Origin of the sequence: Arsukibacterium sp. UBA3155 (assembly GCA_002364615.1) — a bacterium.
Classification (GTDB): Bacteria; Pseudomonadota; Gammaproteobacteria; order Enterobacterales; family Alteromonadaceae; genus Alishewanella.
In genome coordinates, this window is the sequence record DEYP01000018.1 from 55704 (window position 1) to 81270 (window position 25567).

Below are 25567 nucleotides of genomic sequence, written 5' to 3' on the forward strand. Positions count from 1 at the left end.
AGTTGTCTTCGATTTTTTCGCACACTTTGTTACGATTTTTTGTAACGACATTGAGCTGCAATACCTTTACAATATGACAACCTAAGGGATTTCTGGTATCGGATTGCAAACATACACCCTCGTATGTATATTGGCAGGCTCGATACCAGGTCGGTAAAACTGCTTTCGCGGTTGTTTTCAGTTGGAGTCCAATTTGTCCGATATTATGGTTGATATCCAGCACTTAAGTTTTTCCCGTGGCCAACGCCTGATCTATGACGACATGAGTATGCAAGTGCGTCGCGGCAAGGTTACGGCCATCATGGGACCGAGCGGCATTGGTAAAACAACGCTGCTCAAACTTATTGGCGGCCAGTTAAAGCCTGACAGCGGCCATATTTTATTTGATGGCCAGGATATACCGGCATTATCACGAGCCGATTTATATCGGGCACGCAAAAAAATGAGTATGTTGTTTCAAAGCGGCGCCTTGTTTACCGAGATGTCGGTGTTTGACAACGTAGCCTTTCCTATACGTGAGCACACCCGGCTGCCAGAATCGTTAATCCGGCTTATCGTATTGATGAAGTTAGAATCTGTTGGCTTACGGGGTGCCCGCGATCTGAAGCCTGCCGAGTTGTCAGGTGGTATGGCAAGACGGGCGGCCCTGGCAAGAGCCATAGCGCTCGACCCAGAGTTAATCATGTTTGATGAACCTTTTGCCGGCCAGGATCCTATTTCAATGGGCGTGATTGTCAGGTTAATTAAAGAATTAAATAACGCGTTGGGCTTAACGTCCATCGTGGTTTCACATGATGTTACGGAAGTAATGAGTATTGCTGATTACGTTTATGTGGTTGCCGAAAAGAAAGTGATTGGCCATGGTACTCCCGAGCAACTTCGTCAGCATAAGTCAGAACTGGTGCAACAATTTTTAAAAGGTGAGGCGGACGGCGCTGTACCTTTTCATTACCGGGCTGATGCCTACGAAGATGAATTGATGGAGTCTGCCAGGTGATAACGGACAAACTGCAAGCGCTGGGGCGAAGCACCATTGACAACGTAGCCGGCTTTGGCCGCTCGGGGCTAATGTTGTTTGGTGCTCTGGTTGGGAAACCTGATTTTCGTAAAGGTTTCCCGCTGCTTATCAGGCAACTGTATGTGATTGGCGTGCTGTCACTGTTGATCATTGTGGTGTCAGGCCTGTTTATCGGAATGGTGCTGGCTCTGCAGGGCTACACAGTATTGGTAAAGTTTGGTGCGGACGGCATGCTTGGGCCGCTGGTCGCATTGAGCTTGCTACGGGAACTGGGACCGGTGGTCACTGCGCTGTTGTTTGCCGGTCGCGCCGGCAGCGCATTGACGGCAGAAATTGGCCTGATGAAAGCAACTGAGCAATTGTCTGGTATGGAGATGATGGCCGTTGACCCATTACGTCGGATTATAGCGCCACGCTTTTGGGCCGGGGTTATCAGCATGCCGCTGTTGGCGCTGGTATTTAACGCTGTCGGTATTCTTGGTGGCCATTTGATTGGAGTAGACTGGCTGGGTGTCGATGGCGGAAGCTACTGGTCAACGATGCAGGCCAATGTTGATCTGTATCAGGATGTGGTAAACGGCGTCATTAAAAGTGTTGTTTTTGCTATCATCGTTATCTGGATAGCGTTACACAAAGGCTATGACGCGGTGCCGACCTCAGAGGGAATAAGCCAGGCGACGACTCAGACCGTAGTAACAGCTTCATTAACGGTTCTGGGCTTTGACTTTATATTAACTGCATTAATGTTTGGTGGATAAAATGACCACACGGAAAATTGAAATTTTAGTTGGCGCTTTTATTGTTGTAGCGGTTGCTGCATTTCTTATGCTGGCGCTGAAAGTTGCTAATGCCGGGGTATCGGGTTCAGGCGAGAGTTATGTATTGTATGCTAAGTTCGAGAATATCGGGGGTTTAAAAGTTCGCTCTCCGATTAAAGTAGGTGGTGTGGTAGTGGGTAGGGTAGCCTCTATTGAGTTGGATACGGTGTACTACACCCCGGTAGTTAAAATGGAGATTAATGAGCAATACAGTAATTTTCCGGAAACCAGTTCTGTTGCCATCTTAACTTCAGGTTTGTTAGGTGAACAGTACCTCGGTTTGCAGCCGGGTTTTATCGATGAAACCGTCCAAATTCTGGCAGATGGTGACTCTATTCAAGATACGCGTTCAGCTATTGTGCTGGAAGAGCTTATTGGCCAGTTCTTATTTAACCGGGGAAATTAATTGTGAAATATTTATCGGGTAGCGCTCTGTTACTGGCTGTGTTGGTAGCGGTTCCTTTTACCGCATACAGTAACGAGACAGCTGAAAAAACCGCAACACAACAGGTGAAGCAATACACTGACCCGTTTGAAATGATGGAAGTGGTTGCTGACAAGACGTTTCAACGCATTGCCAAAGATCAGCAGCTGATTGCAGAGGATAAAGAGCACTTGCGGGTCATCGTCAATGAAGAACTGGTACCCTATATTGACGGTCGATATGCCGCGTTAACGGTAATTGGCCGCTCGGTCAATTTGCGGGAGTTGCCCCGGGAAGAGTTTGATGCGTTTGTGGTGGCATTCGAGGATTACATGGTGGCTTCTTATGCCGGTGCATTAACCTATTACCGTGATCAGAAAGTGATTATTCAACCGGCACGCCCACCTGAAAATCAAAGTATTATGACCATTAAAACCCGGGTAATAGATCCTGGTAAACCAGATATCACCATCGACTTTAAATTACGCCGTAATCGTGGCTCTGAATACTGGCTGGTGTATGACATGGTGGCTGAGGGTATCTCTTTATTGGACAGCAAACGGGCGGAGCTGAGCAACCTGATCCGGCAGCAAGGCGTAGCCCGGGTGACTGAACTCCTGCTGGAAAAAGCGAAAGAACCGATAAAAGTGCCGGAGTAAGTCGTGTCACTTAACATTGTTGCTGAAAATAATGCTTCTGAAAATAACATTGTGCGGTTCAGTGGAGAGCTGAACCGCGACACGTTAATGCTATATTCACCTTTTAAATTGTTAAATACCCTCAACGGCAAGGTAATCTTTGATTTTTCCGCCCTAAGCAATGTAGACTCAGCCGGATTAGCATGGTTAATTCAACAGCTCGGGAAAGCGCGCAAGCAGAAGCTGGATATCGAATTTATCAAAGTTCCCGCGCAACTACTTGCTTTAGCAAAGGTTAGCGCCGTAACGTCCTTGTTACCGATAACAGATTAAGGTGTCGTGTGGAGATTAAACAGATTGAACAACTGCTGACAGAGCAATTGCAGTTGACTGAAATATATGTTCGCGCCGAGGGGTCGCATTATTCGGTAACGGCGGTAGGCAACTGTTTTGCCGACGTCAGCCGGGTTAAGCAACAGCAAATGATTTACGCTCCCCTGATGAGTGCAATTGCAGACGGCAGTATTCATGCGGTTAGCATCAAGGCCTTTACGCCGGAACAATGGCGCAGAGAAAAACTTTTAAACCCACCTGTGTAAGACATATTATGCAACAATTCCGTGTTACTGCCAGTGGTCCTTTGCAAGGTGAGGTAATTATCTCAGGTGCGAAGAATGCCGCGTTACCTATTTTATTCGCCAGTATTCTGTCTGAAAAACCAAGCACAATAACCAATGTGCCTAAACTGAAAGATATTGAAACCACTTATCAACTGCTGCAGCTGTTTGGGGCTAAACTAACTGTTGAAACCAACAGTGTTACCGTTGATGCCGGTCAGATTAATAACCAGTATGCACCCTATGAGTTAGTGAAAACCATGCGGGCCTCTATTTTAGCGCTTGGTCCCTTACTGAGCCGCTTCGGTCAGGCTGAAGTATCATTACCCGGCGGTTGCGCTATCGGCGCCCGCCCGGTGAATCTGCATATCGATGGCCTGCGTAAAATGGGTGCCGAAATTCAGGTTGAAAATGGTTATATTAAGGCGCGGGCCAGTCGGTTGAAAGGCGCCCATATTATTATGGAAATGGTCAGTGTGACCGGTACTGAGAACCTGTTAATGGCCGCGGTGCTGGCGGACGGCACTACCACCATTGAAAATGCAGCACGCGAACCTGAAGTGGTTGATTTAGCAGCGTACCTGAATACCATGGGTGCAAAAATCACCGGTGCCGGTACCGACACTATACGCATTGAAGGCGTCAGCGCTTTACAAGGTGGTGAGCACAGGGTACTGCCAGATCGAATTGAAACGGGTACCTTTCTGGTGGCGGCTGCGGTTACGGGTGGCGATGTTACCTGTGTCAGTGCGGACCCCTCAGAGTTAGAAGTGGTGTTGGAAAAACTACGTGAAGCAGGTGCTGACATAACAACAGGTCAGGACTGGATCCGGCTTAATATGACGGGACGCAAGCTCACCTCTGTTGATGTAAAAACTGTACCTCATCCTGGTTTTCCAACCGATATGCAAGCTCAGTTCACCGTGCTGAATGTGGTTGCCGAAGGGGTAGGTGTCGTCACCGAAACCATTTTTGAAAACCGTTTTATGCATGTACCAGAATTACAGCGAATGGGTGCTAAAATAAGGCTGGAAGGTAACACTGCGGTGTGCCAGCATAGCCCAAAACTGATGGCAGCTCAGGTCATGGCAACTGACTTACGGGCGTCGGCAAGTTTAGTGATTGCCGGTTTGGTTGCTGAAGGGCAAACACTGGTAGAGCGAATTTATCATATCGATCGTGGTTATGAGCGAATTGAAGACAAGCTGCAAAGACTAGGTGCAAAAATTGAACGGATTGACGCAGCGTAGTCAATCCGTCATCGCAAAACCAATAACCGCCGCTTAACCGCGGCGGAGTTCCCGCACTACGGTCGGTACTTCCAGGATCTGGCCGTTGCGATTAATGGTCAGCACTAATTCAGTATTCGGCGCTGTTTCAGCAATAAGATTCAATGCCTGGCGAGTGTCTGAAAATTGCTCGCCGGCAATTTTCAGAATAACATCCCCAATTTGTAAATCTGCTTCATCAGCCGGTCCGCCAGGACTTATCGCGGTTAGAGCCAGGCCATACATTTTCTGGCCGGTAGAGACTAATTTGTCACCAGCAGCATTCACCACAGGATCACCCGACACGCCTAAGTGGCTGCGGGTCACCCGGCCATGTTTTATCAGCTTCTGCATTATGTTCTGTGCCAGTTGATAAGGCACCGCAAAAAATATGCCCTGGATTTCCTGATTCTGCAATTGAAACGCCGCTGCATTAATTCCGACTAAGGTGCCGTTGGTATTGACCAGCGCGCCGCCAGAATTACCTTTATTTATTGCCGCATCCATTCGCATAAAGTCGATATAGCCGCGTGAACTGAGACCCGTGTTGCCATTTGCACTAATAATTCCCTGGGTAATGGTCTGGCCAAGGTTAAGTGGGTTGCCAATCGCCAGCACCACATCGCCTACTTGTGAGTCCAAATCGAAATCCTGAGGTATCACTGGCAAGTTATCAGCCTGAACGTATAAAACGGCAAGGTCTGAGATAACATCCTGACCAATTAACACCGCTTCCAGCCAGCGGCCGTCTTGCAATGCAACTTCTATATGGTCGGCACCTGAAACAACATGGTGATTGGTTAATATATAACCCTTAGCGCTCATAATAACCCCGGAGCCCAGCTCCTGGCGTTCAATTGAGCGGGGTTGAAATCCCCTGGGGTCGATAACTCTGCTGCGGGTATAAACATTGACGACGGCCGGGGCGGCTTTTCTAACTGCGCTGGCGTAGGACACCGGTGCAGGTTCAGCTTGTTCACTCTGGTTTTGCCAGGTTGGCAGGCTAATTCCGGTAAGCTTGGGAAAAAATAGCAGAATGACCAGCGCGAGCGCCAGGCCGTAAACGACACTTTTGAGAATAAATAAGAAGATAATTCGCACAGCAGTCTGGTAGCAAAAAATATGTACAGCTAGCATAGCATTAATTATGCTTAAGCAGTAGCCACTTAGCTACTGCTTAAGCCAATTTGCGCTATCGGAGTAAGATATAAAGGTCGTCATTACCGCGGCGAATATACAGCGCTGCCACTCCCTGACGGCCTTCGAGTATCTGTCGTAAATCTGCCAGATTACTGACCCGTTGCCGATTAACACCGGTGATGATATCGCCCTGACGTAAGCCTATCTGCTCTGCCACCGAACCATTGGCTAACTCAGTAATTTCGACTCCCCGCTCACCGTTATTAAGAATGGCGCCTTGCAGCATCGGATGAAGTTGATTGGCGGCTAGTTGACCGCTTGCCAGTTCTTGCAGGGTTACAGTAACGCTGCGCTCTTTACCATCGCGCAAAATACCCAGTTCCGCTTTACGATTTGCGCCCAGGGTCGCAATTTTGGCCCGTAGCTCATTAAAGCTTTGAATACGGTTACCATTCATGCTGACAATAACATCACCTGCTTTTAAGCCGGCCTTTGCGGCGGCGGTATCTGGCAGTACTTCATTGACAAAGGCGCCCTTGCTCACGTTTAAATTCAGCGCTTCAGTGAGTTCTGAATTAACATCATTCCCCCGCACACCCAGACTGCCGCGGCGGATCTGGCCAAATTCAATGATCTGATCAACCAGATTCTTCATCATGTTAGAAGGGATAGAGAACCCAATACCGACGTTACCGCCGTTGGGGCCGAGGATCGCGGTATTAATGCCAATCAGTTCGCCTCGTAAGTTTACCAGGGCACCACCTGAGTTGCCCCGGTTGATGGCAGCATCGGTCTGGATAAAGTCTTCGAAGCCATCCATATTTAAACCACTGCGCCCTAGCGAGCTGACAATACCCGAGGTAACGGTTTGCTCTAGCCCAAAGGGGTTACCGATAGCTATGGCGTAGTCACCTACGCGCAGTTTATCTGAATCGGCTAACGGAATTTGTACCAGGTTTTTCGCTTCAATTTGCAATAGCGCTATATCACTTTGTGGATCGGCCCCGAGTTTGTTCGCGGTAAAGCTGCGGCCATCTTTTAACTTTATCTGAATTTTATCGGCGTCTTGCACCACATGGTTATTGGTAACGATATAACCTTTTTCGGCATCAATGATAACGCCTGAGCCCAGGCCACTGAATGGCTGTTCCTGACGCTGATTGCCCTCGCCTCGTTGTCCGAAAAACTCACGGAACGCATCAGGAATGCGCTGGCGTACTTCACGGCTGCCCTCAACAGAGATATGAACTACCGCCGGAGTCGCTTTATCCAGCATCGGTGCCAGAGAGGGCATCTCTTGTTTATCTGAATTAAAGAAAGGTAACGCAGCCTGCACAGTGCTGGCAGGTGCGGCCAAGGTTGCTGCCAGAATAGCAGCGTGTAACACAGACAATTTCATCTTCATCGCGTAACAGTCTCCTTCACATACATGCGACTAAGAACGTTATGGCATAGAAAAAGTTCAGCGTTTGTTTACAGCGTTATGTAACGAAGTATTACTCGGATTTACTCAGTTTGCGCTCTTTAATCAAACCGCTGGCTTCGCCAGAGTAGTCGCGGGGTTGCTCGTCAACAGCTGAATAAACCCGGCGTTTTTCATCAATCTGATGCAGCGACTGTTTAATATGGTCGGCGGCGTCGGTAGACAAGTAATTTAAATCAGAATTTTTACTGGCTGGCGGTTGCTCAACCAACTGCATTTTAGACTGCTGCACATGGCGGGCGATCCGTGAATAGTTGTCTTGTAGCTGGGTCATTAACTGGTTAGTGACATCCAGATGTTGTGAAACATCCTGACGGTACTGATTCAGTTGCTGGCGACTGGCATCAAGCTCTTGTTGCAATTTGTGGCTGTTAAATTGCTTCAAACTGTATAATCTGGCCAGAATCGAGCCCACAATTAAACCAACTGCCAGACCCGCCAGGGCGAACGTGAGATCCATATCAACTCCTAAATAGTAAATTCTGTCACCAGTGTACCTTAACTTCTTAGCTTGAGTGGTAAGGCATGTTATTATTATCGCCTGTTTTTCCAGCTAAACCAACTAAGTTTACAGCAATTGCCCATGACGCCAGCAGAAAAATATCAGCAAGATTTAACCCGGCCCGATTTTCATCATGATACGGCACAGGAATATGCGGTTAAGCAACTACAGCGTCTTTACGACGATTTTGTCCAGAAACTGCCGCAACGTCAGTCATGGTGGCAAAAGCTAAGAGCAGGTACTCCACAGGCAAAGCCGCTGACAGGCTTATATTTCTGGGGCGGGGTTGGCCGCGGTAAAACCTATCTGGTCGATACGTTTTATGAATGTTTGCCAACCAAACGTAAAATGAGAATTCATTTTCATCGATTTATGCACCGGGTACATGAAGATCTTAAAGCGCTAAAGGGAGTGAAAAATCCGCTTGAGCAGGTTGCTGATAATTTTAGTAAGCAAACCGATATCATTTGCTTTGATGAATTTTTTGTCTCAGACATTACTGACGCGATGATTTTAGGCACGTTAATGCAGGGTTTATTTGCCAGAGGAATCACATTAGTGGCTACTTCCAACATTGAACCCGATGGCCTGTATCGCAATGGTTTGCAACGTGCCCGTTTTTTACCGGCCATTGATTTGATTAAACAACATTGCCAGGTTTTCAATGTGGATAGCGGAATAGATTACCGGTTGCGGACACTGGAGCAAGCTGAAATTTATCACTATCCATTAGATCAGCAGGCTGAGCAGAATTTACAACAGTACTTTATGGCCCTGTCAGTAGAGCCACGTCAGAGTGCGTGCCAGATTGAGGTAGCCAACCGAAAGCTAAACGCGTTAGCTGAGGCCGACGGTATTGTCTGGTTTTCTTTTGGCACCTTGTGCGAAAGTGCGCGGAGCCAATACGACTATATGGAGCTCAGCAGATGTTATCACACCGTATTGCTGGCGGGTGTTAAACCAATGGGGCGTCATAATGAAGATGTCAGCCGTCGTTTTATCGCGTTGGTTGATGAGTTTTATGAGCGCCAGGTAAAACTGATCATCTCGGCAGAGGTTGCATTGGAACGCTTATATACCGAGGGCTTACTGGAGTTTGAATTTAAGCGCTGTATCAGCCGGCTGCAGGAAATGCAGTCACGTGATTATCTGGCCGCGCCCCATTTACCCTGATTAGCGTCGGCAGTAACGGTAAACTGCAACATTTATGATATTTTTTCATTATCAGGGCTGATCTTTGTAATTGTTTAATATATAATCCGCGCCCGGCCTACGTTACAGCCTCATACTGCCGTTAGCCCGGTAGTTTTTGTACTCGAAGGGGTGCGATTACGACATTGTTAGCAACAGCCCTGCGCAATGTTAGGTGTAACTTAAGTTTATTTGGAATAGGTTTAGATGAAAACTTTTACTGCAAAGCCAGAAAGCGTAGAACGCGACTGGTACGTTGTTGATGCAAACGGTAAAACACTGGGTCGTATCGCAACAGAAATCGCTGCTCGTTTACGTGGCAAGCATAAGCCAGAGTATACGCCTCATGTTGACACCGGTGATTACATCATCGTTATCAATGCTGAGAAAGTAACTGTTACTGGTAATAAAGCGAAAAACAAAATGTATTACTCGCATACTGGTTTCCCAGGCGGTATTAAGGAAATCAGCTTCGAGAAGCTGATCGCGAAAAAACCTGAAATGGTTCTGGAAACTGCCATCAAAGGTATGTTGCCAAAAGGCCCATTAGGCCGCGCTATGTTCCGTAAGTTAAAAGTTTACGCTGGCGCAGAGCATCAACACACTGCTCAGCAACCGCAAATTTTAGATATTTAATCGGAGCATAACATGGCACAGAATCAATACTACGGAACTGGTCGTCGTAAAAGCTCAACGGCCCGCGTCTTCTTAAAAGCTGGTTCAGGTAACATCGTTATCAACCAGCGCGTTCTGACTGAGTACTTCGGCCGCGAAACTGCCTGTATGGTAGTGAAGCAGCCTTTAGAACTGGTTGATATGGTTGAGAAATTTGACCTGTACATCACTGTTAAAGGTGGTGGTATCAGCGGTCAGGCCGGTGCTATCCGTCACGGTATCACCCGTGCACTGATGGAATTTGACGAGTCACTACGTCCAGCGCTGCGTAAAGCAGGCTTCGTAACGCGTGATGCTCGTAAAGTTGAACGTAAGAAGGTCGGTCTGCGTAAAGCACGTAAGCGTCCACAGTACTCAAAGCGTTAATTCGCTTCTGGTACCACAAAAACCCGGCTTATATGCCGGGTTTTTTATTTTTTTCGTTTTCAAATAAACCATGGCTGTAAGCCCTGAACTGTAACGCTTTGTTGCTGTTTATGCCTTTGAATGCCTGATATATTAGCTATTCATCCTACCTTAAACCTTGTGTAAAGCAGGGCTTTTCATTATGATCGGCGTTATTTTTTAAACTTATAATAATTGCTGGAATTCAGCCGCTTAAATTTTTTTATGTTAAGCGTTAACGTGGAGATGAGTGGATGAGCAATGCGCCTGTAGATCATGGTCGCCGCCGCTTCCTTACCATTGCTACCTCAGTAGTGGGAGGCGTGGGTGCTATTGGAGTGGCTGTGCCCTTTATTGCATCCTGGAATCCGAGTGAGCGGGCTAAACAAGCCGGTGCTGCAGTCACTGCAGACATAAGCAAACTCGAGCCAGGGCAGTTAATCCGGGTAGAGTGGCGGGGCAAGCCGGTGTGGATAGTAAAACGCACAGAGGAAACCCTGGCTGAGTTAGAGAAAACCGAAAATAAACTGCGTGATCCGTCATCCGATGTCGCACAGCAGCCTGCTTATGCTCAAAACCGGCACCGCTCAATCAGACCGGAAATTTTTATTGCTGTCGGAATTTGTACTCACCTCGGCTGCTCACCTTCTTATCTGCCAAATGACTTTTCAGCTCAGGTTGAAGGCATCCGGGCTGGTTTCTTTTGTCCTTGTCATGGTTCTAAGTTTGATATGGCGGGTCGGGTCTTCCAGGGCGTGCCGGCTCCTACCAATTTAGTGGTACCGCCACATATGTTTATCGATGATAACACCATTGTGGTTGGTGAAGATGCGGGGGTTGTCTGATGTTTAAAAACCTGATGAGCTGGATTGAATACCGCTTACCCTTTATGGATAAGATGAACCTGCATGTTATGCAGTATCCGGCACCAAAGAATTTTAACTTCTGGTACTTTTTTGGCTCTCTGGCCATGTTGGTGCTGGTTAACCAGATTGTTACCGGTATATGGTTAACGATGAATTACGAACCGTCTGCTGAAGGCGCGTTTGCTTCTGTTGAATACATCATGCGTGATGTTGATTACGGTTGGTTGCTACGTTATATGCACTCCACCGGTGCCTCGGCATTTTTCGTTGTAGTCTACCTGCATATGCTGCGTGGTATGATGTACGGCTCTTATCAGAAGCCACGGGAATTACTGTGGATTTTCGGTATGTTAATTTTCCTGGTACTGATGGCTGAAGCCTTTATGGGGTACTTATTACCCTGGGGCCAGATGTCGTTCTGGGGTGCGCAGGTTATTATCGGCATTTTTGGTACCATACCTTTTGTTGGTGAAGACTTAACCCTGTGGATCCGTGGCGACTATGTTATTTCCGGTGCAACCTTAAACCGTTTCTTCGCCTTGCATGTTATAGCCTTGCCATTGGTACTGGTTATTCTGGTGTTTTTACACATTATGGCGCTGCATGAAGTCGGCTCGAATAACCCTGACGGTATCGACATTAAGAAAGATAACGACGGCAGTGTTGAACAAACGGAAGCAGACAAGAAATTTACGTTCCATCAATACTTTACCCGCGGTGGTAAGAAGATTATCGTTGATGCGATACCTTTCCATCCATACTACACGGTGAAAGATCTGGTGGGTGTGGCTGGTTTCCTGTTAATTTTTGCCTGGGTTATTTTCTTCCTGCCAGAAGGCGGCGGCTATTTCCTTGAGCCACCAAACTTTGAACCGGCAAACCCGTTAAAGACACCAGCACATATTGCACCAGTGTGGTATTTCACACCGTTCTACGCCATTTTAAGGGCCATTCCTCATCCGTTTATGGGTGCCGTAGCAATGTTCGCTGCAATCGTAGCACTGGCATTGTTGCCATGGCTGGACCGGGGCAAGGTGCGTTCAGTGCGTTATCGTAGTGGCTTGCACAAAGTAAACCTGATTAATTTCTGCATCAGCTTTGTGGCATTGGGTGTGCTTGGCGTATTACCCGCGGAAGGTGTTTATACCTTACTGGCCCAGATATTCTCGTTTACGTATTTTGGATTCTTTGTGTTGCTGTTTTTCTACAGTAAGAATGAAAACACCAAGCCATTACCAGTGAGGGTTACCTGATGATGAAAACGTTATTGTCTGCTGTCGCATTATTAGCTTCTTCTCTGGCCATGGCAGCGGGCCCTTCAGTACAACTGGATAAAGCGCCAATTGATTTGACCGATAAAGCGTCATTGCAAAACGGCGCCCGTTTATTCCAGAACTATTGTCTGGGTTGTCATCAAATGCAATATCAGCGTTATTCGCGTACTTTTGCCGACCTGGGCATCCCGGAAGAGCTGGGTATGGAACATCTGATGTTTACCGGCGAAAAAGTGGGTGACCATATTACCAATAACATGTCGGCGAAAGATGGTGAGAAGTGGTTTGGCGCCACGCCGCCAGATTTAACCAACGTTGCAAGGGTACGTGGTCCGGATTGGTTATATACCTATCTACGCGCTTTTTATGCGGATGATAGCCGGCCTTTTGGCGTAAACAATGAAGTTTTTCCATTGGTAGGTATGCCGCATGTTCTGCAAGAGCTGCAGGGGTTGCCAAGCAAAACTTATGAAACCCGGTTAGTTGATGGTGAGCCTAAACAGGTTTACGTTGGCATTAAAACCGATGGTAGTGGCGAGCTAAGCGAAGAAGAATATGATCGTGCTGTGGCAGATCTGGTAAACTACATGGAATACGTAGGCGAGCCAACCAAGCTGGAAGCCCATGCTTTGGGTTACAAAGTAATGATATTCTTGTTGATTTTCTTGGTGCTGGCTTACTTACTGAAGAAAGAATACTGGAAAGATGTTCACTAATTAGTTGATTTAACTAGTATTGAGATACCAGGGGCCTTAGCGCCCCTTTGCCGTTTTTTATTTTACCGGAGGAATAAATGGCGATCATTGCCAATAAACGCCCTGTGATGACACTATTCACAGCCATTGATGATATGTACAGCCACCAGGTACGTATTGTCCTGGCCGAGAAAGGCGTAACTGTTGATATCCTTCAGGTAGCTCAGGATAACCTGCCAGAAGATTTATACGAAGTTAACCCGTATGGCAGCTTACCGACATTACTTGACCGAGAACTTGCGCTATATCAGGCCGACATTATTATGGAGTACCTGGATGAGCGTTTTCCACATCCACCGCTAATGCCGGTGTATCCGGTAGCCCGCGGCCAGGCCCGGTTAATGATGTATCGTATTAAAAACGACTGGTATAGTCTGGCAGAAAAAGTATTAAGCAATGCTGACGATGCTGAAAACGCCCGTCAGGAATTAAAAGAAGGCTTACTATCACTGGCGCCGTTATTTAACGAAACTCCATTTTTCATGAGTGAAGAATTTGGTTTAGTTGATTGCTATATGGCAGCGCTGATGTGGCGTTTACCGACGCTGGGTATTGAATTCCAGGGCCCGGGCAGCAAAGAGCTGAAAAACTACATGGCACGTATTTTTGAACGTGATGCGTTTCAGGCTTCATTAACTGAAGCCGAGCGGGAAATACGGCGCGGGATGCGTTTGTAATGGCGGCAATGTCACCAAACCGTCCGTACTTAGTGCGGGCGTTTTACGAATGGATAGTTGATAACGACTGTACGCCGTATTTGGTGGTAGATGCCAGCTATCCGCAGGTAAAAGTACCACAGCAGTTTGTACAGAACGGCCAGATCGTTTTGAATGTTCTGCCCTCGGCGGTGGGAAACATGCAGTTGGGTAATGAAGCTATTACCTTTAGTGCCCGTTTTGGTGGTCAGCCGTTTGCGTTACATATTCCGGTAAAGGCGGTGTTAGCCATTTACGCTAAGGAAAATGGTGCAGGTACGGTATTTACCCTTGAAGAAGAAGAGGAAGATGCGGAATTGTTCTCAGAACCTTTTGAGGATGATAATACTCCAGAGCCACCTAAGCCCAAAAAAGGCAGCCACCTGAAGGTTGTTAAGTAGAATTTTTGCGTATTTGCGTAAGAAAATGTTTGTAATAAAGCTGCCATTGGCAGTTTTATTTTTTTGTAGCGGCTAACTGCCAGAATGCTTTTAACAACGGCTGCTCTATTTTTTTACTCAGCATGCACACTCCAAGCTCAAACGGTTGAAACGAATAGCTAATATCCAATATCCGTACCCGGTCTCTCACCGGGCTATGTTGAATTACCGGCTCGGGTACCACGGCAACACCACTGCCTAATGCCACCATCGATACCATGGCTTCGTGGCCATCTACTTTCACTGCCACTCTGGGTTTAATGTTACTGGCTGCCAGCCACTGATCTGAGCGGGAGCGGGCTGGGCCATGGTCAGACTGAACCAGTGGGATCTCATTCCAGTTGATCGTTGCCGCTGCCAGTAAATCATTTACTCTACAGGGAATAACCGGCGCAATCAGCCAGACCGGCAACTGGGCAATGCGCTGAAAACTCATGGTGGCAGGCAAATGGGTTGGATAAGCGGCCAAAGCAATATCGACATCATCCGCTTTAATTTTCTCAAACGCCATCGCGGCATCGCCGGTAGTTAGCTTAATTTCGGCCTTTGGACATTGCAGGCGGAACTTATCCAAAATAGCGGGTAAATGGCTATAACTGGCAGTTACGGTGCAAAAAAGCCGTATTTCGCCGGTTAGTTCAGCACTGGCCAGTTGTAAATCAAGCTGCAACTGATGCCACTCGTCCAGCCAGAGCCGGACAAACTGCTGCACTCTGATACCTTCTTTGCTCAGCAACACAGAGCGTTTATCGCGGTTGAACAGCAGGACGCCAAGTTCTTCCTCCAGCCGCTGGATCACCCGGGTCAGAGTTGAGGGGCTGACAAACATCTGTTCGCTGGTTTTAGCAAAATTCAGACTGGAGGCTAAGTGCAGGAATAGCTGGGCACTGCGAATGTCCATAAATAACCCTATTGCATAAAATGAAATACAGAGTTTTAAATATATCACTTCACGCAATAGATTGCTGTGGCTATTATGAATTCATTAACGCAGTCTGCCGGCCCATCGACGTAATCTGTTTGTCATGGTGCCCCACTATCGTGAGTAGCGATGGAGAGCAAGCACAAATGCGTAAGGTAAGCCTGGCTTATCCGCTAAACTGAATTCTGAGAAATTGTATGAGTAATTATTTTAATACCTTAAGTTTACGTCAGCAGCTGCAGCAGCTGGGCCAATGTCGCTTTATGGATAAAAGTGAGTTCAGCGATGGCTGCAGTTTCATTAAAGACTGGAATATCGTTATTGTCGGCTGCGGCGCTCAGGGTTTAAACCAGGGCCTGAATATGCGCGACTCTGGCTTAAACATAAGCTATGCATTGCGTGAAGAAGCGATTAGTGAAAAACGCGCATCTTTTGAAAAAGCCAGCAGCAATGGCTTTACGGTGGGTACTTACCAGCAGCTGATCCCGCAGGCTGATTTAGTTCTAAACCTGACGCCAGACAAACAACATAGCAGTGTGGTTGATGCGGTTATGCCATTAATGAAACAGGGCGCGACCTTAGCTTACTCGCATGGCTTTAATATTGTTGAAGAAGGTAAGCAAATCCGGCCTGATATCACGGTGGTGATGGTGGCGCCGAAGTGCCCGGGTACCGAGGTAAGGGAAGAATACAAGCGTGGCTTTGGTGTGCCAACCCTGATTGCCGTGCACCCAGAAAACGACCCGAAGGCTCAGGGTTTAGCCGTAGCGAAAGCCTATGCTTCGGCAACCGGCGGCGACCGAGCCGGCGTGTTGCAGTCGTCTTTTATTGCTGAAGTAAAATCAGATTTAATGGGTGAGCAAACTATTCTGTGCGGCATGTTGCAAACCGGAGCTATTCTGGCGTTTGATAAACTGGTAGCAGAAGGTACGGAAGCCGGTTATGCCGCTAAGCTTATTCAGTATGGCTGGGAAACGGTCACTGAAGCGCTGAAGCACGGCGGCATCACCAATATGATGGACCGCCTAAGCAACCCGGCGAAAATTAAAGCGTATGATTTAGCAGAAGAGCTAAAAGTAACGTTACGGCCACTATTTGAAAAGCATATGGACGATATCATCAGCGGTGAGTTTTCCAGCACCATGATGGCTGACTGGGCCAATGATGATAAAAACCTGCTGACCTGGCGAGAGCAAACCCGTGATAGCGGTTTTGAACAAGCACCGGTATCAGCTGAGAAAATTACTGAACAAGACTATTTTGACCGCGGTATCTTGCTAGTCGCCATGGTAAAGGCCGGAGTAGAACTGGCCTTCGAAACCATGGTAGATGCCGGAATTATTGCAGAATCGGCATATTATGAGTCGCTGCATGAAACACCGTTAATTGCCAATACCATCGCCCGTAAGCGCTTGTATGAAATGAATGTGGTGATTTCCGATACCGCTGAATACGGCAACTACCTGTTCGCCCATGCTGCTGTGCCATTGCTGCGTGATAAGGTAAACAGCTTAAGCAGTGAGTATATTGGCAAAGGGTTAAGCCACAGCCAAAACGGCGTGGACAACTTAAAGTTAATTGCGGTAAATGATGCCATCAGGCAGCACCCGGTAGAGCAGGTTGGTAAAAAACTACGGGGTTATATGACGGCGATGAAACGAATTGTAGACGCGGGCTAAACCGCTGCAAAAAGAATGATGTGGTTAATGGTGGTTAGCCCGGAAGCATTGCTTCAGTTAACGCCAGACCAATAACGATGTTATACGTGGACCTTGGTTGTTTTGCCCCGCTTGTCGGGGCTTTTTTTTGAGTGTATGGTCAGCTAAATAGTTAATGCAGGTAACCTTATGAAAAATATTGCTCTGGTGGCACACGATGGTAAAAAGGCCACCTTATTAGAATGGATTAGCAAACACAAAGCGTTTTTTGCCGACAAAAACCTGGTTGCGACCGGTACTACCGGCAAGCTGATTGCTGATACTTTACAGCAACCAGTGCAATGCATGGCCAGCGGCCCGATTGGCGGTGATCAGCAAATAGGGGCGTTAATTGCCGAGCAAAAAATAGATTGGCTGATTTTTTTCTGGGATCCGTTATCCTCCCAACCGCATGATCCTGATGTTAAAGCTTTAATCCGCTTAGCGGTGGTGTGGAATATTCCGGTGGCCTGTAATCGTGCCACAGCCGATTTTATTATTCATTCCAGCCTTTACCAGCAAGATTACCAGCGGGAGGTGCCTGATTTTTCAGCACATAATCAACGCATGACTAAAGCATAAGAGAGGCCTGATGACAGCAGTAAACCTTGGGCCGCTGGCCTTACCTTTAAGCCCCTTATTGCTATTAATCAGTGTACTGCTCGGGCTATTAGTTGCCGCACTGGTCGGCCGCAAATATAACGTCTCGGTTACCGATCCGCTGTTAACATTACTACTGGGCAGCTTACTATTTGGCCGGCTGGTGTTTGTCGCCCGGTTTGCAGACAGCTATGACAGTGTCTGGCAGATGCTGGATATCCGTGACCGTGGTTTTGATATTACAGCTACCTTGATCGGAGCGTTGATGATTTTAGTCTGGCTGCTATGGCGACGCCAACAGCAGCGGCAAGCTTTGCTGGCTGGGGTATTAACGGTAACGATGTTATTTGGTGTGTTTAGCGCTGTTATTTATGTTGGCCGCCAGCAAGCTACCTTACCCGAGCTGACTTTACAGCAGTTAAAGGGTGATAGCGTTAATTTAGCAGATCTGGGCCGCGGCCAGATCACCGTGGTTAATTTGTGGGCTACCTGGTGTCCGCCTTGCCGTCGGGAGATGCCGGTATTGCAGCAAGCTGAGCAAGCGTATCCAGATGTGCGCTTTGTTCTGCTTAATCAGCGCGAACATCCCGAGACTGTGCAGCAATACCTGCAGCAGGCGGGGTTAGCATTTCAATATTTGTTGTTGGACCGGCAAGGCCAGTTAGCCACTCAGCTTGGGACACATGGTTTACCGGTAACCCTATATTTTGGCACAGAGGGGCAGTTGCTAAAAAGCCATATGGGTGAATTATCAGCAGCTAGTCTGGCGCAAAGCCTGCAACAACTGGGCGTAACTTCAGAATAAATATTTTAAATATAGATCGCAAACTTATTGAGAATAATTCGCGTTTATGTTTATATAATAACCCTGCACGTTAGCCTGAAGTTGGAGTTATTCCTTATGCGTATTAAACCGACATTATTAATTGTTTCTGCCCTTGCCAGCGCCTTGTTTAGTGCCGTTTCGGCAATGGCCAGTGAAGTAAATATTTATTCTGCCCGTCAGGAAGAGCTGATTAAACCGTTGCTGGATGACTTTACCAAGGACACCGGTATCAAGGTTAATCTGATCACCGGTAAACCCGACGAACTCATTAGCCGATTGGCCAGTGAAGGCCGCAACAGCCCGGCCGATGTATTGATTAGTACCGACGTCGGCCGCTTATACCGGGCTAAAACTCAGGGTGTATTGCAAAGCATAGAGTCTGAGAAACTGAACACGGCTATTCCTGCAGAACTACGTGATCCCGCTGGCCAGTGGTACGGTTTGACCATGCGAGCCAGGCCCATTATGTATGTGCCAGGTAAGGTGAGCCCGCAAGAATTATCAACCTATGCCGATTTAGCCAGTCCAAAATGGCGTGGCCGCATTTGTATTCGTTCTTCAGACAATATTTATAACCAATCTATGGTCGCCGGTTTAATTGCTCATGAAGGTGTAGCAGCGGCCGAGCAATGGGTAAAAGGCCTGGTCGCAAACTTTGCAAGGCCGCCACGTGGTGGTGATCGTGACCAAATTAGTGCTGCTGCCAGTGGTGTTTGCGATATTGCTATTGCCAACACCTATTATTTAGGGGGCATGCTGGCTGACTCAGAGCAACGCGCTACCGCGGAAAAAGTAAAAGTTTTTTGGCCTGATCAAGCTGGTAACGGCGTACATGTTAATATCTCAGGTGCCGGTGTGGCTGCCTATGCGCCAAATAAAGCCAATGCGGTGCGGTTACTGGAGTATATGGTAACGGAGCAAGCGCAACAGTGGTATGCCGAGCAAAATCACGAATACCCGGTGGTACAGGGCGTGCAAGCCAGCGAGTTATTGCAAAGTTTTGGTGATTTTAAAGCCGACCAGCTAAATCTGGATAAATTGGGTGAGCTAAATGGCGAGGCCATTCGGGTAATGGACCGGGCAGGTTGGCGTTAACGGTCAGGTTCGATTAGCAGCGGGGTAGTATGCTGCCATTTAAAGTGGATATCTGGCGTTGGTCAGTACTAATACCGGCATTGTTGTTAGCAATGCCGGTATTAGTCGTTTTCGGCAGTGTGTTTAGCCCTGATATTGAGGTATGGCGCCATCTGCGGCAAACCGTGCTGGCCGACTACATTGTTAATTCATTAGTGCTGGCGCTTGGCACCGGCATGGGGACATTGGCTATTGGCACCGGCGCGGCATGGCTGGTTAGCCAGTACCAGTTTGTTGGCAGAAGGGTGTTACAGTGGTTGCTATTACTGCCACTGGCGATGCCCGCCTATATTATTGCCTATACCTATACCGGCATGCTTGATTTCGCCGGTCCGGTGCAAAGTGGCCTGCGTGCCTATTTTGGCTGGGCCTATGGCGATTACTGGTTCCCGGAAATTCGCTCTCTTGGCGGCGCTATTCTGATGCTGTCACTGGTGCTGTATCCGTATGTTTATATGTTAGCCCGTAGTGCGTTTCGCGAACAGTCAGCCAGTATGCTCGAAGCCAGCCGGACCTTAGGCTTCAGCCCGCGTCAGCATTTCTGGAAAGTGGCGTTGCCTCTGGCCCGCCCGGCACTGCTTACCGGGGTCGCACTGGCAATGATGGAGGCGTTTGCTGACTATGGCACGGTACAATATTTTGGGGTTGCCACCTTTACCACCGGCATTTTTCGTACCTGGTTTGGCATGGGTAGTCAGGAGGGGGCGGCGCAACTAGCGGCTTTACTCAGTAGTTTTGTGCTGGTGTTGCTGGTGCTGGAGCAATGGTCAAGACGTAAAATTCGTTATTTTTTTCAGGGGCAACGGCAACAAATCAGTGCTTTGCGGCCGTTGACCCCGGGCCGCCAGGTGCTGGTAGCCCTGCTATGTTTACTGCCGGTACTGTTCGGTTTTATTATTCCCGCTATTCAGCTTGCCAGCTGGGCATTACCTAACTGGTTAACCCTGCTAACCGCAGATTTTGGCCGTTTAATCTGGAATAGCTTCAGTCTGGCGGCATTGGCCGCAATAGTGTCGGTAATGCTTGCCTTGTTATTTGGCTATGCCAGCCGGCTGCGCCGCGATCCGCTGGTGCGCCTGCCAGTAAGGTTAGCGGCGCTTGGCTATGCCATCCCGGGAACCGTTATAGCCATTGGTGTGATGCTACCGCTGGCCTGGCTTGACCGAAATATCGATTTACTTGCCGAGCAATGGTTTGATATCCGCACCGGTTTGCTGTTATCGGGTACCTTATTTGCATTATTGCTGGCTTACAGCGTGCGTTTTCTGGCGGTGTCACTGCATAGCGTAGAAGCCGGTCTTGAACGTATTAAGCCCAGCATGGATAATGCAGCACGTTCATTGGGTGCCAGCCCGTTGCAGGTATTGCGCCGGGTACATGTGCCGCTGTTACGGGGTAGTGTATTAACCGCACTGATGCTGGTGTTTGTTGACGTACTTAAAGAGCTGCCAGCTACTCTGATATTGCGTCCGTTTAATTTTAATACTCTGGCAGTACGTACCTATGAGCTTGCCTCAGATGAGCGTTTGGCCGATGCGGCCCTGCCGGCACTTGCGATCGTCTGTGTCAGTATTATTCCGGTTATTTTATTATCACGGACGCTGGATAACAGCAGAGGATCTTAAGCATGTTAGTTTTGGATACGCTGGCAGTCGCCTACGGCTCGCATGTCGTGGTAAAAGACGTTAGCCTGGCATTGGCTGAAGGTCAGATTGGTTGTCTGGTCGGTCCGTCTGGATGCGGAAAAACCACATTATTGCGGGCCATTGCTGGCTTTGAGCCGGCAGCCAGTGGCAGTATCAGCCTGCAGCAGCGTCTGGTCAGTGATCAGCAGACCCAGTTAGCTACTGAGCTACGTCGGGTTGGCATGGTATTTCAGGACTTTGCCCTGTTTCCGCATTTATCGGTTGCCGATAATATTAGTTTTGGGCTGCAAGGAACAAGCAGCACGTTTAAGCAGGATAAAGTGAAACAGCTATTGCAGCTGGTGGGGTTGCCTGATTTAGCCAACCGATATCCCCATCAGTTATCGGGCGGACAGCAGCAGCGGGTGGCGCTGGCCAGAGCATTAGCGCCAGAACCTAAAGTGTTATTGCTGGATGAACCCTTTTCCAGCCTGGATGCAGAATTACGCGAAGCGCTGGCCCGCGACATCAGACAGATTTTGCAGCAGTTAAAAATTACCGCAGTCATGGTGACTCATGATCAGTTTGAAGCCTTTACCATGGCCGATATGGTGGGGGTAATGCAACATGGTAAGTTGCAGCAATGGGCTACCCCGTATGAGCTATACCATAAGCCCGCCAGCAGGTTTGTTGCAGACTTTGTTGGCCGGGGCGTAATGTTACCGGGTGAAATGCTGGATGCCAGGCGGGTGCAAACCTGTCTGGGCATCTTTAATCAGCGTTATCTGCAAAATGCCAATACGGGCGATAAAGTGGATGTATTGATCCGCCCGGACGATATTGTGCATGATGATGCCAGTGGCATTACCGCCAAAGTGCTGGAGAAATCTTTTCGGGGGTCGCACATTCTGTACACGCTGGCACTTAGCGGTGGTGAGCAGGTGTATTGTTTAGCGTTAAGCCATCACAACCATGCTATAGGTGAGCAAATCGGCATCCGACTTGACCTTGACCACTTGGTGCTTTTCCCGCGGATCTAACCAGGCCGGCCGGTGTCTGGCAGTGTTACTCTTTAACATACTGTGGTAGCAGAGTATCGATAATGTGCTGATATTGGCCTGATGCTCTGAGTTGTTGCAACCCCAGATTAAAGCGCGCAATGCGTTGCATATTGGCCGGATCTTTCTTTGATAGCACCAGATACATTGGCCGTTGTTCCAGTTCAGGCGTTAACCAGTCCAGCTGTTGCTGATATTGCGGCAGCTTAAATTCCAGAATATATAATGCTGTCATCAAATCGACCGGAACCAAGTCAACCCGCTGCAGCGCCAGCATGGCCAGAGCCTGCTCATCAGTTGCGACACTAATGGTGTTCAGACCACTTTCAAGTAAACCTGCCGGTTGTGCATAACCCTGGACCACGCCCAGCCTGCGGTGCTGGCTTCTGAGTTCCTGATAATTCTGAAAGCGGATAGTGTCCTTTTTACGTTTAAAAAAAACAATCTTGTTGGCGTAAAGTGGCTGCGAATAATAAAAATGAGCGGTGCGCTGCTCACTGTACCAGGCTGCCGCTAAACCGGTGTAATGCCCTTGCTGACTTTCGTACAATGCTCTGGCAAAAGGTAAAAAGTCTACTTCCAGTTGAATATCTTGCAATGCAAAAGCCTGGCGAATGATTTCAATAGTTGCACCCTGATGCGCAAGCCGCTCGCCATAATGTGGATCATAATTGCTGCTGGCTAAACGTATCACTTCGGCGCTTACCGTGCAATTGGTCAGCGCCACCAGCAATAACAGCTTAAATAACTTCAACATGACGCGGTATTTCCCCTAATAACGCTTTGATTATCAGAGTGTCACATATTTTTACAGCTAAGAGCTGGCGTCGCTGAACAAATCAACAAAATATCAAATTTCTATCAGCTAAAGTGCAGGGATTGTCGGTGGTGTCAGGCAGTAACGTTACGGGTATATAAAAAGGGATGCCCTAACTCAGCGACATCCCAACCAGGAAAAATAATGGCGTGGGTCGTTATTCAGATTCCAGGAAGGTACGGATATTATCAGCAACAGCGGCTATACCAACCACACCGTCTAAATGCCCCCAAATACCAGGAATTTCAGCATATTCCACGGTTTTGCCGGCCGCGGTCATGGCTTCAGCACTGGTTTTGGCCATTGTCGGTAGCAGTAACTGGTCGCCACTGGCGGGTAAAAATAAGGTTTTGGCCGTTACGCGGCTTAAGGCTTGCTGCCAGTTTTCACCCATACCTGCCCGATACAACTGTGAGGCGCGTATCAGATATAAAATATGATTAGCATCCTGCATTTTCGCGCGTAAATTGGCGTGAGCCATTAATTGATCCCAGGCAGAAAAGCTGGCCAGAATATCCTGGTGGGGCGCTTTGTCGGTATAGGGTGCCGGATAACGCATATTGAAACCCGTCGGGTAAACCGCATCCTGGATAATATAAGCCAGCGCGGTTGTTAAACCCTGTTCTGGCTGGCCGTGCTGGTAATAGTCGCCGCCACGCCATGCCGGATCTTGTTTAATCGGATACGCCCAGCGCTCTAAGCGCACGGCAGCCCAGGCGTCGATATAAGCAGTACCAATAACCGGTATTAACCGTTCTACACGATCCGGATAGCGGGTTGCCCACTCAATCGCCTGAAAAGAACCCATTGAGCCACCGATCACGGCATGTAGTTTGTTAATTCCCAGGTTATCGAGCAACGCTTTTTGTACTTCAACAAAGTCACCTATAGTCACTACCGGAAAACTTAACCCATAAGGCTTGCCGGTTGCCGGGTTAACCGTAGCCGGTCCGGTGGTAATTACTGTTGGGTCGAACACATTGGCATTGACCAGGGTATCAACGCTGATAACATAATATTTATCAGTATCAATTGCTTTGCCGGGACCAATAATGGCGTCCCAGTACCCCGGCGCTGCATCAGTTTCTTTATATTTACCAGCAGCATGCGAGCTGCCTGAGAAAAAGTGAGTGATCAAAATAACATTTGATTTATCAGCATTAAGCTTACCATAGGCTTCCCAGCCTACTTTTGCCGGGCTTATCAGCGCGCCATTTTCGGTTTTAAAATTGGCTATCTCAAAAGCTTGCTTTTCAACCAGCATGGCCTGGCTGTTGCAGCCAGTCAGTAGCAGCCCCAGCAGGAGTAAAGTACTTAAAAATTTCATTTAATTATCCTTAAAACCACTGAAACAGGGTAATTGCCAGCACTACGCCAAGCAGCGGCATTAATACACTGACTACGGCCATGGGCCAGTAAGCGTTTTGATGCGTTTCGCCACAGATTGCACGAATAGTGGTGACCACGTAGCCATTATGCGGCAGCGAGTCGAGTGCACCGGATGAAATGGCAACCACCCGGTGCAGCTGCTCAGCATCCACTCCACGGTCAAGATAGGTGGGTGCAATCTCCGGCAAGGCAATGGCCTGGCCGCCTGAGGCAGAGCCGGTTAAACCGGCGATAGCACTGACGGCTACGGCGGCACCGACGAGTTCAGGGCCCGGCAGGTGAGTCATGTAATCAACCACGCTGCTAAAGGCGGGCGTTAATTTGGCAACACTGCCAAAACCTACTACAGCAGCCGTGTTACCAATGGCCAGCAATGCGCCCAGTACCCCTTCGTTAGTAGCGGTGGCCGGGTTAGCCAGAAAGCGGAAATTAAGCAAGTATAAACTGACTACACCGCCTGCCAGCGCAATAATTAATGCCGCCTGTTGCAACGCATCGTGCAGTAAAAAGGAGGTGACCAATACGACCAGTAAGGGAATAAGACCCGTTAACCAGTGGGGTAAAGGTTTGTCGGTTAAGGTCGGGTCGCTGGCACGCTGCACGAACTGCTCACCGTTTTTTACCGCATTTTTAATCATCCACATCAGGCTGAAATAGCCGCCGACGGCCATAAACAAGGCAACGACAATACTGACTTGCCAGCCGGCATAGGGCGTAGTGCCCAGATAGGCGATGGGGATCCAGTTCTGAATTTCCGGAGAGCCGGCAGAGGTCATGGTAAAGGTAACTGAGCCCAACGCTAAGGCCGCAGGGATAAAGCGCCGGGGTAAATTGGCCCCCTTAAACAGGCTGACTGCCATCGGGTAGGCTGAAAAGGCCACCACAAATAAACTGACGCCACCGTAAGTTAACACCGCGCAGGCCAGCACGATGGCAAGCACTGCCCGGGTATGGCCTAAGCGTTTAACAATCGCCAGCGCCACCGCATCGGCTGCGCCGGTATGCTCCATCAATTTACCGAATATTGAACCCAGTAAAAACATCAGAAACCAGGCGGCGACAAAACCAGCAAAACCATTCATGTAACCATGAACAAAATCTATTTTATCAGCTACTTGCCAAAATGGGATACCATTAGTCGCGGCGACAAGCAGGGCACATAATGGTGCGGTTATAAACAGATTAAAGCCGCGCATCGTAAATACAATTAACAGGCCTAAACCCAGTAGTAAGCCAAAGATACTTAACATCGGCAAATCCTTGTTATCATTTTCAGCTAGTCTGATACAGCTTGGCGATTGTCACCATAGT

At 48.3% G+C, this 25567-nt stretch carries 28 protein-coding genes; 21 read left to right on the forward strand and 7 right to left on the reverse strand.

Features of this window, described 5'->3' with window-relative positions; translation table 11 throughout:
* Positions 1-205: 205 nt before the first annotated feature.
* Genes mlaF through murA form a run of 7 tightly spaced genes read left to right on the forward strand, consistent with a single transcriptional unit; the run spans position 206 to position 4765 of the window.
* Positions 206-997 (forward strand): phospholipid ABC transporter ATP-binding protein MlaF, encoded by a 792-nt coding sequence (gene mlaF / locus B2X65_RS07900; protein ID WP_290611890.1) that lies wholly within the window; start codon positions 206-208, stop codon positions 995-997.
* Positions 994-1776, forward strand: coding sequence for a lipid asymmetry maintenance ABC transporter permease subunit MlaE (gene mlaE / locus B2X65_RS07905; RefSeq protein WP_290611771.1), 783 nt, complete (start codon positions 994-996; stop codon positions 1774-1776). Before mlaF ends, mlaE begins: the two co-directional genes overlap by 4 nt.
* A gap of 1 nt (position 1777) precedes the next feature.
* On the forward strand, positions 1778-2242 hold the full coding sequence (gene mlaD / locus B2X65_RS07910; protein WP_290611772.1) for an outer membrane lipid asymmetry maintenance protein MlaD: 465 nt from the start codon (positions 1778-1780) through the stop codon (positions 2240-2242).
* 2 nt (positions 2243-2244) lie between these two features.
* On the forward strand, positions 2245-2919 hold the full coding sequence (locus B2X65_RS07915) for an MlaC/ttg2D family ABC transporter substrate-binding protein (RefSeq protein ID WP_290611773.1): 675 nt from the start codon (positions 2245-2247) through the stop codon (positions 2917-2919).
* A 3-nt stretch (positions 2920-2922) separates the two neighbouring features.
* Positions 2923-3231: an STAS domain-containing protein gene (locus B2X65_RS07920; protein WP_290611775.1), complete on the forward strand. Its 309-nt coding sequence runs from the start codon at positions 2923-2925 to the stop codon at positions 3229-3231.
* An 8-nt stretch (positions 3232-3239) separates the two neighbouring features.
* Entirely contained in the window at positions 3240-3497 is a 258-nt protein-coding gene (locus B2X65_RS07925) for a BolA family protein (protein ID WP_290611776.1), read from the forward strand.
* 8 nt (positions 3498-3505) lie between these two features.
* Positions 3506-4765 carry a UDP-N-acetylglucosamine 1-carboxyvinyltransferase gene (murA, locus tag B2X65_RS07930; RefSeq protein ID WP_290611777.1) on the forward strand — a complete coding sequence of 420 codons (1260 nt, stop codon included), beginning with the start codon at positions 3506-3508 and terminating at the stop codon, positions 4763-4765.
* Between the two features lie 33 nt (positions 4766-4798).
* Here murA and B2X65_RS07935 read toward each other — a convergent pair whose 3' ends face one another.
* The 3 genes from B2X65_RS07935 to B2X65_RS07945 all read right to left on the reverse strand — a co-directional run bounded on the left by B2X65_RS07935 (position 4799) and on the right by B2X65_RS07945 (position 7866).
* On the reverse strand, positions 4799-5920 hold the full coding sequence (locus tag B2X65_RS07935; RefSeq protein ID WP_290611778.1) for a trypsin-like peptidase domain-containing protein: 1122 nt from the start codon (positions 5918-5920) through the stop codon (positions 4799-4801).
* Positions 5921-5975: 55 nt separating this feature from the next.
* A complete protein-coding gene (locus B2X65_RS07940) occupies positions 5976-7328 on the reverse strand; it encodes a Do family serine endopeptidase (RefSeq protein ID WP_290611779.1) in 1353 nt (450 codons plus the stop codon).
* Positions 7329-7419: 91 nt separating this feature from the next.
* Positions 7420-7866 (reverse strand): YhcB family protein, encoded by a 447-nt coding sequence (locus B2X65_RS07945; RefSeq protein ID WP_290611780.1) that lies wholly within the window; start codon positions 7864-7866, stop codon positions 7420-7422.
* Positions 7867-7989: 123 nt separating this feature from the next.
* Between B2X65_RS07945 and zapE the strand changes: the two genes are divergently transcribed.
* The 8 genes from zapE to B2X65_RS07985 all read left to right on the forward strand — a co-directional run bounded on the left by zapE (position 7990) and on the right by B2X65_RS07985 (position 14149).
* Positions 7990-9081: a cell division protein ZapE gene (zapE, locus tag B2X65_RS07950; protein WP_290611781.1), complete on the forward strand. Its 1092-nt coding sequence runs from the start codon at positions 7990-7992 to the stop codon at positions 9079-9081.
* Positions 9082-9306: 225 nt separating this feature from the next.
* Positions 9307-9735, forward strand: coding sequence for a 50S ribosomal protein L13 (gene rplM, locus B2X65_RS07955; protein WP_019675269.1), 429 nt, complete (start codon positions 9307-9309; stop codon positions 9733-9735).
* A 12-nt stretch (positions 9736-9747) separates the two neighbouring features.
* Entirely contained in the window at positions 9748-10140 is a 393-nt protein-coding gene (rpsI, locus tag B2X65_RS07960; protein WP_097112381.1) for a 30S ribosomal protein S9, read from the forward strand.
* 272 nt (positions 10141-10412) lie between these two features.
* Positions 10413-11003, forward strand: a complete 591-nt coding sequence (gene petA, locus B2X65_RS07965; protein ID WP_290611782.1) for a ubiquinol-cytochrome c reductase iron-sulfur subunit — start codon at positions 10413-10415, stop codon at positions 11001-11003.
* Positions 11003-12277 (forward strand): cytochrome b, encoded by a 1275-nt coding sequence (locus tag B2X65_RS07970; RefSeq protein ID WP_290611783.1) that lies wholly within the window; start codon positions 11003-11005, stop codon positions 12275-12277. The genes petA and B2X65_RS07970 overlap by 1 nt, the downstream gene beginning before the upstream one ends.
* Before the next feature lie 2 nt (positions 12278-12279).
* Entirely contained in the window at positions 12280-13014 is a 735-nt protein-coding gene (locus tag B2X65_RS07975; RefSeq protein WP_414631415.1) for a cytochrome c1, read from the forward strand.
* 77 nt (positions 13015-13091) lie between these two features.
* Positions 13092-13730: a stringent starvation protein SspA gene (gene sspA / locus B2X65_RS07980; RefSeq protein WP_290611785.1), complete on the forward strand. Its 639-nt coding sequence runs from the start codon at positions 13092-13094 to the stop codon at positions 13728-13730.
* Positions 13731-13738: 8 nt separating this feature from the next.
* Positions 13739-14149 carry a ClpXP protease specificity-enhancing factor gene (locus B2X65_RS07985; protein WP_414631416.1) on the forward strand — a complete coding sequence of 137 codons (411 nt, stop codon included), beginning with the start codon at positions 13739-13741 and terminating at the stop codon, positions 14147-14149.
* Positions 14150-14204: 55 nt separating this feature from the next.
* Here the strand turns inward: B2X65_RS07985 and ilvY are convergent, their stop codons facing one another.
* Positions 14205-15089, reverse strand: a complete 885-nt coding sequence (gene ilvY, locus B2X65_RS07990) for an HTH-type transcriptional activator IlvY (RefSeq protein ID WP_290611787.1) — start codon at positions 15087-15089, stop codon at positions 14205-14207.
* A 218-nt stretch (positions 15090-15307) separates the two neighbouring features.
* Between ilvY and ilvC the strand changes: the two genes are divergently transcribed.
* From ilvC to B2X65_RS08020, 6 genes are all read left to right on the forward strand, one after another.
* Entirely contained in the window at positions 15308-16789 is a 1482-nt protein-coding gene (gene ilvC / locus B2X65_RS07995) for a ketol-acid reductoisomerase (protein WP_290611789.1), read from the forward strand.
* Positions 16790-16957: 168 nt separating this feature from the next.
* On the forward strand, positions 16958-17389 hold the full coding sequence (locus B2X65_RS08000) for a methylglyoxal synthase (RefSeq protein WP_290611791.1): 432 nt from the start codon (positions 16958-16960) through the stop codon (positions 17387-17389).
* Positions 17390-17399: 10 nt separating this feature from the next.
* Positions 17400-18212: a TlpA family protein disulfide reductase gene (locus tag B2X65_RS08005; protein WP_290611793.1), complete on the forward strand. Its 813-nt coding sequence runs from the start codon at positions 17400-17402 to the stop codon at positions 18210-18212.
* A 96-nt stretch (positions 18213-18308) separates the two neighbouring features.
* A complete protein-coding gene (locus tag B2X65_RS08010; protein WP_414631414.1) occupies positions 18309-19328 on the forward strand; it encodes a Fe(3+) ABC transporter substrate-binding protein in 1020 nt (339 codons plus the stop codon).
* Positions 19329-19357: 29 nt separating this feature from the next.
* Positions 19358-20992 (forward strand): ABC transporter permease, encoded by a 1635-nt coding sequence (locus tag B2X65_RS08015; protein ID WP_290611795.1) that lies wholly within the window; start codon positions 19358-19360, stop codon positions 20990-20992.
* A gap of 2 nt (positions 20993-20994) precedes the next feature.
* A complete protein-coding gene (locus B2X65_RS08020; protein WP_290611797.1) occupies positions 20995-22032 on the forward strand; it encodes an ABC transporter ATP-binding protein in 1038 nt (345 codons plus the stop codon).
* Positions 22033-22057: 25 nt separating this feature from the next.
* Here B2X65_RS08020 and B2X65_RS08025 read toward each other — a convergent pair whose 3' ends face one another.
* The 3 genes from B2X65_RS08025 to B2X65_RS08035 form a co-directional block, all read right to left on the reverse strand.
* Positions 22058-22807 carry a substrate-binding periplasmic protein gene (locus B2X65_RS08025; RefSeq protein WP_290611798.1) on the reverse strand — a complete coding sequence of 250 codons (750 nt, stop codon included), beginning with the start codon at positions 22805-22807 and terminating at the stop codon, positions 22058-22060.
* 217 nt (positions 22808-23024) lie between these two features.
* On the reverse strand, positions 23025-24194 hold the full coding sequence (locus tag B2X65_RS08030) for an E22 family MetX-like putative esterase (RefSeq protein ID WP_290611800.1): 1170 nt from the start codon (positions 24192-24194) through the stop codon (positions 23025-23027).
* A 10-nt stretch (positions 24195-24204) separates the two neighbouring features.
* Entirely contained in the window at positions 24205-25506 is a 1302-nt protein-coding gene (locus B2X65_RS08035; protein WP_290611802.1) for a GntP family permease, read from the reverse strand.
* Between the last annotated feature and the right edge of the window lie 61 nt (positions 25507-25567).

Coding starts and splice junctions, on each gene's coding strand:
- mlaF (WP_290611890.1), top strand. CDS start 206: ATGGTTGATATCCAGCACTTAAGTTTTTCCCGTGGCCAACGCCTGATC.
- mlaD (WP_290611772.1), top strand. CDS start 1,778: ATGACCACACGGAAAATTGAAATTTTAGTTGGCGCTTTTATTGTTGTA.
- murA (WP_290611777.1), top strand. CDS start 3,506: ATGCAACAATTCCGTGTTACTGCCAGTGGTCCTTTGCAAGGTGAGGTA.
- B2X65_RS07935 (WP_290611778.1), bottom strand. CDS start 5,920: ATGCTAGCTGTACATATTTTTTGCTACCAGACTGCTGTGCGAATTATC.
- B2X65_RS07940 (WP_290611779.1), bottom strand. CDS start 7,328: ATGAAGATGAAATTGTCTGTGTTACACGCTGCTATTCTGGCAGCAACC.
- B2X65_RS07945 (WP_290611780.1), bottom strand. CDS start 7,866: ATGGATCTCACGTTCGCCCTGGCGGGTCTGGCAGTTGGTTTAATTGTG.
- zapE (WP_290611781.1), top strand. CDS start 7,990: ATGACGCCAGCAGAAAAATATCAGCAAGATTTAACCCGGCCCGATTTT.
- rplM (WP_019675269.1), top strand. CDS start 9,307: ATGAAAACTTTTACTGCAAAGCCAGAAAGCGTAGAACGCGACTGGTAC.
- rpsI (WP_097112381.1), top strand. CDS start 9,748: ATGGCACAGAATCAATACTACGGAACTGGTCGTCGTAAAAGCTCAACG.
- petA (WP_290611782.1), top strand. CDS start 10,413: ATGAGCAATGCGCCTGTAGATCATGGTCGCCGCCGCTTCCTTACCATT.
- B2X65_RS07970 (WP_290611783.1), top strand. CDS start 11,003: ATGTTTAAAAACCTGATGAGCTGGATTGAATACCGCTTACCCTTTATG.
- B2X65_RS07975 (WP_414631415.1), top strand. CDS start 12,280: ATGAAAACGTTATTGTCTGCTGTCGCATTATTAGCTTCTTCTCTGGCC.
- sspA (WP_290611785.1), top strand. CDS start 13,092: ATGGCGATCATTGCCAATAAACGCCCTGTGATGACACTATTCACAGCC.
- B2X65_RS07985 (WP_414631416.1), top strand. CDS start 13,739: ATGTCACCAAACCGTCCGTACTTAGTGCGGGCGTTTTACGAATGGATA.
- ilvY (WP_290611787.1), bottom strand. CDS start 15,089: ATGGACATTCGCAGTGCCCAGCTATTCCTGCACTTAGCCTCCAGTCTG.
- ilvC (WP_290611789.1), top strand. CDS start 15,308: ATGAGTAATTATTTTAATACCTTAAGTTTACGTCAGCAGCTGCAGCAG.
- B2X65_RS08000 (WP_290611791.1), top strand. CDS start 16,958: ATGAAAAATATTGCTCTGGTGGCACACGATGGTAAAAAGGCCACCTTA.
- B2X65_RS08005 (WP_290611793.1), top strand. CDS start 17,400: ATGACAGCAGTAAACCTTGGGCCGCTGGCCTTACCTTTAAGCCCCTTA.
- B2X65_RS08010 (WP_414631414.1), top strand. CDS start 18,309: ATGCGTATTAAACCGACATTATTAATTGTTTCTGCCCTTGCCAGCGCC.
- B2X65_RS08015 (WP_290611795.1), top strand. CDS start 19,358: ATGCTGCCATTTAAAGTGGATATCTGGCGTTGGTCAGTACTAATACCG.
- B2X65_RS08020 (WP_290611797.1), top strand. CDS start 20,995: ATGTTAGTTTTGGATACGCTGGCAGTCGCCTACGGCTCGCATGTCGTG.
- B2X65_RS08025 (WP_290611798.1), bottom strand. CDS start 22,807: ATGTTGAAGTTATTTAAGCTGTTATTGCTGGTGGCGCTGACCAATTGC.
- B2X65_RS08030 (WP_290611800.1), bottom strand. CDS start 24,194: ATGAAATTTTTAAGTACTTTACTCCTGCTGGGGCTGCTACTGACTGGC.
- B2X65_RS08035 (WP_290611802.1), bottom strand. CDS start 25,506: ATGTTAAGTATCTTTGGCTTACTACTGGGTTTAGGCCTGTTAATTGTA.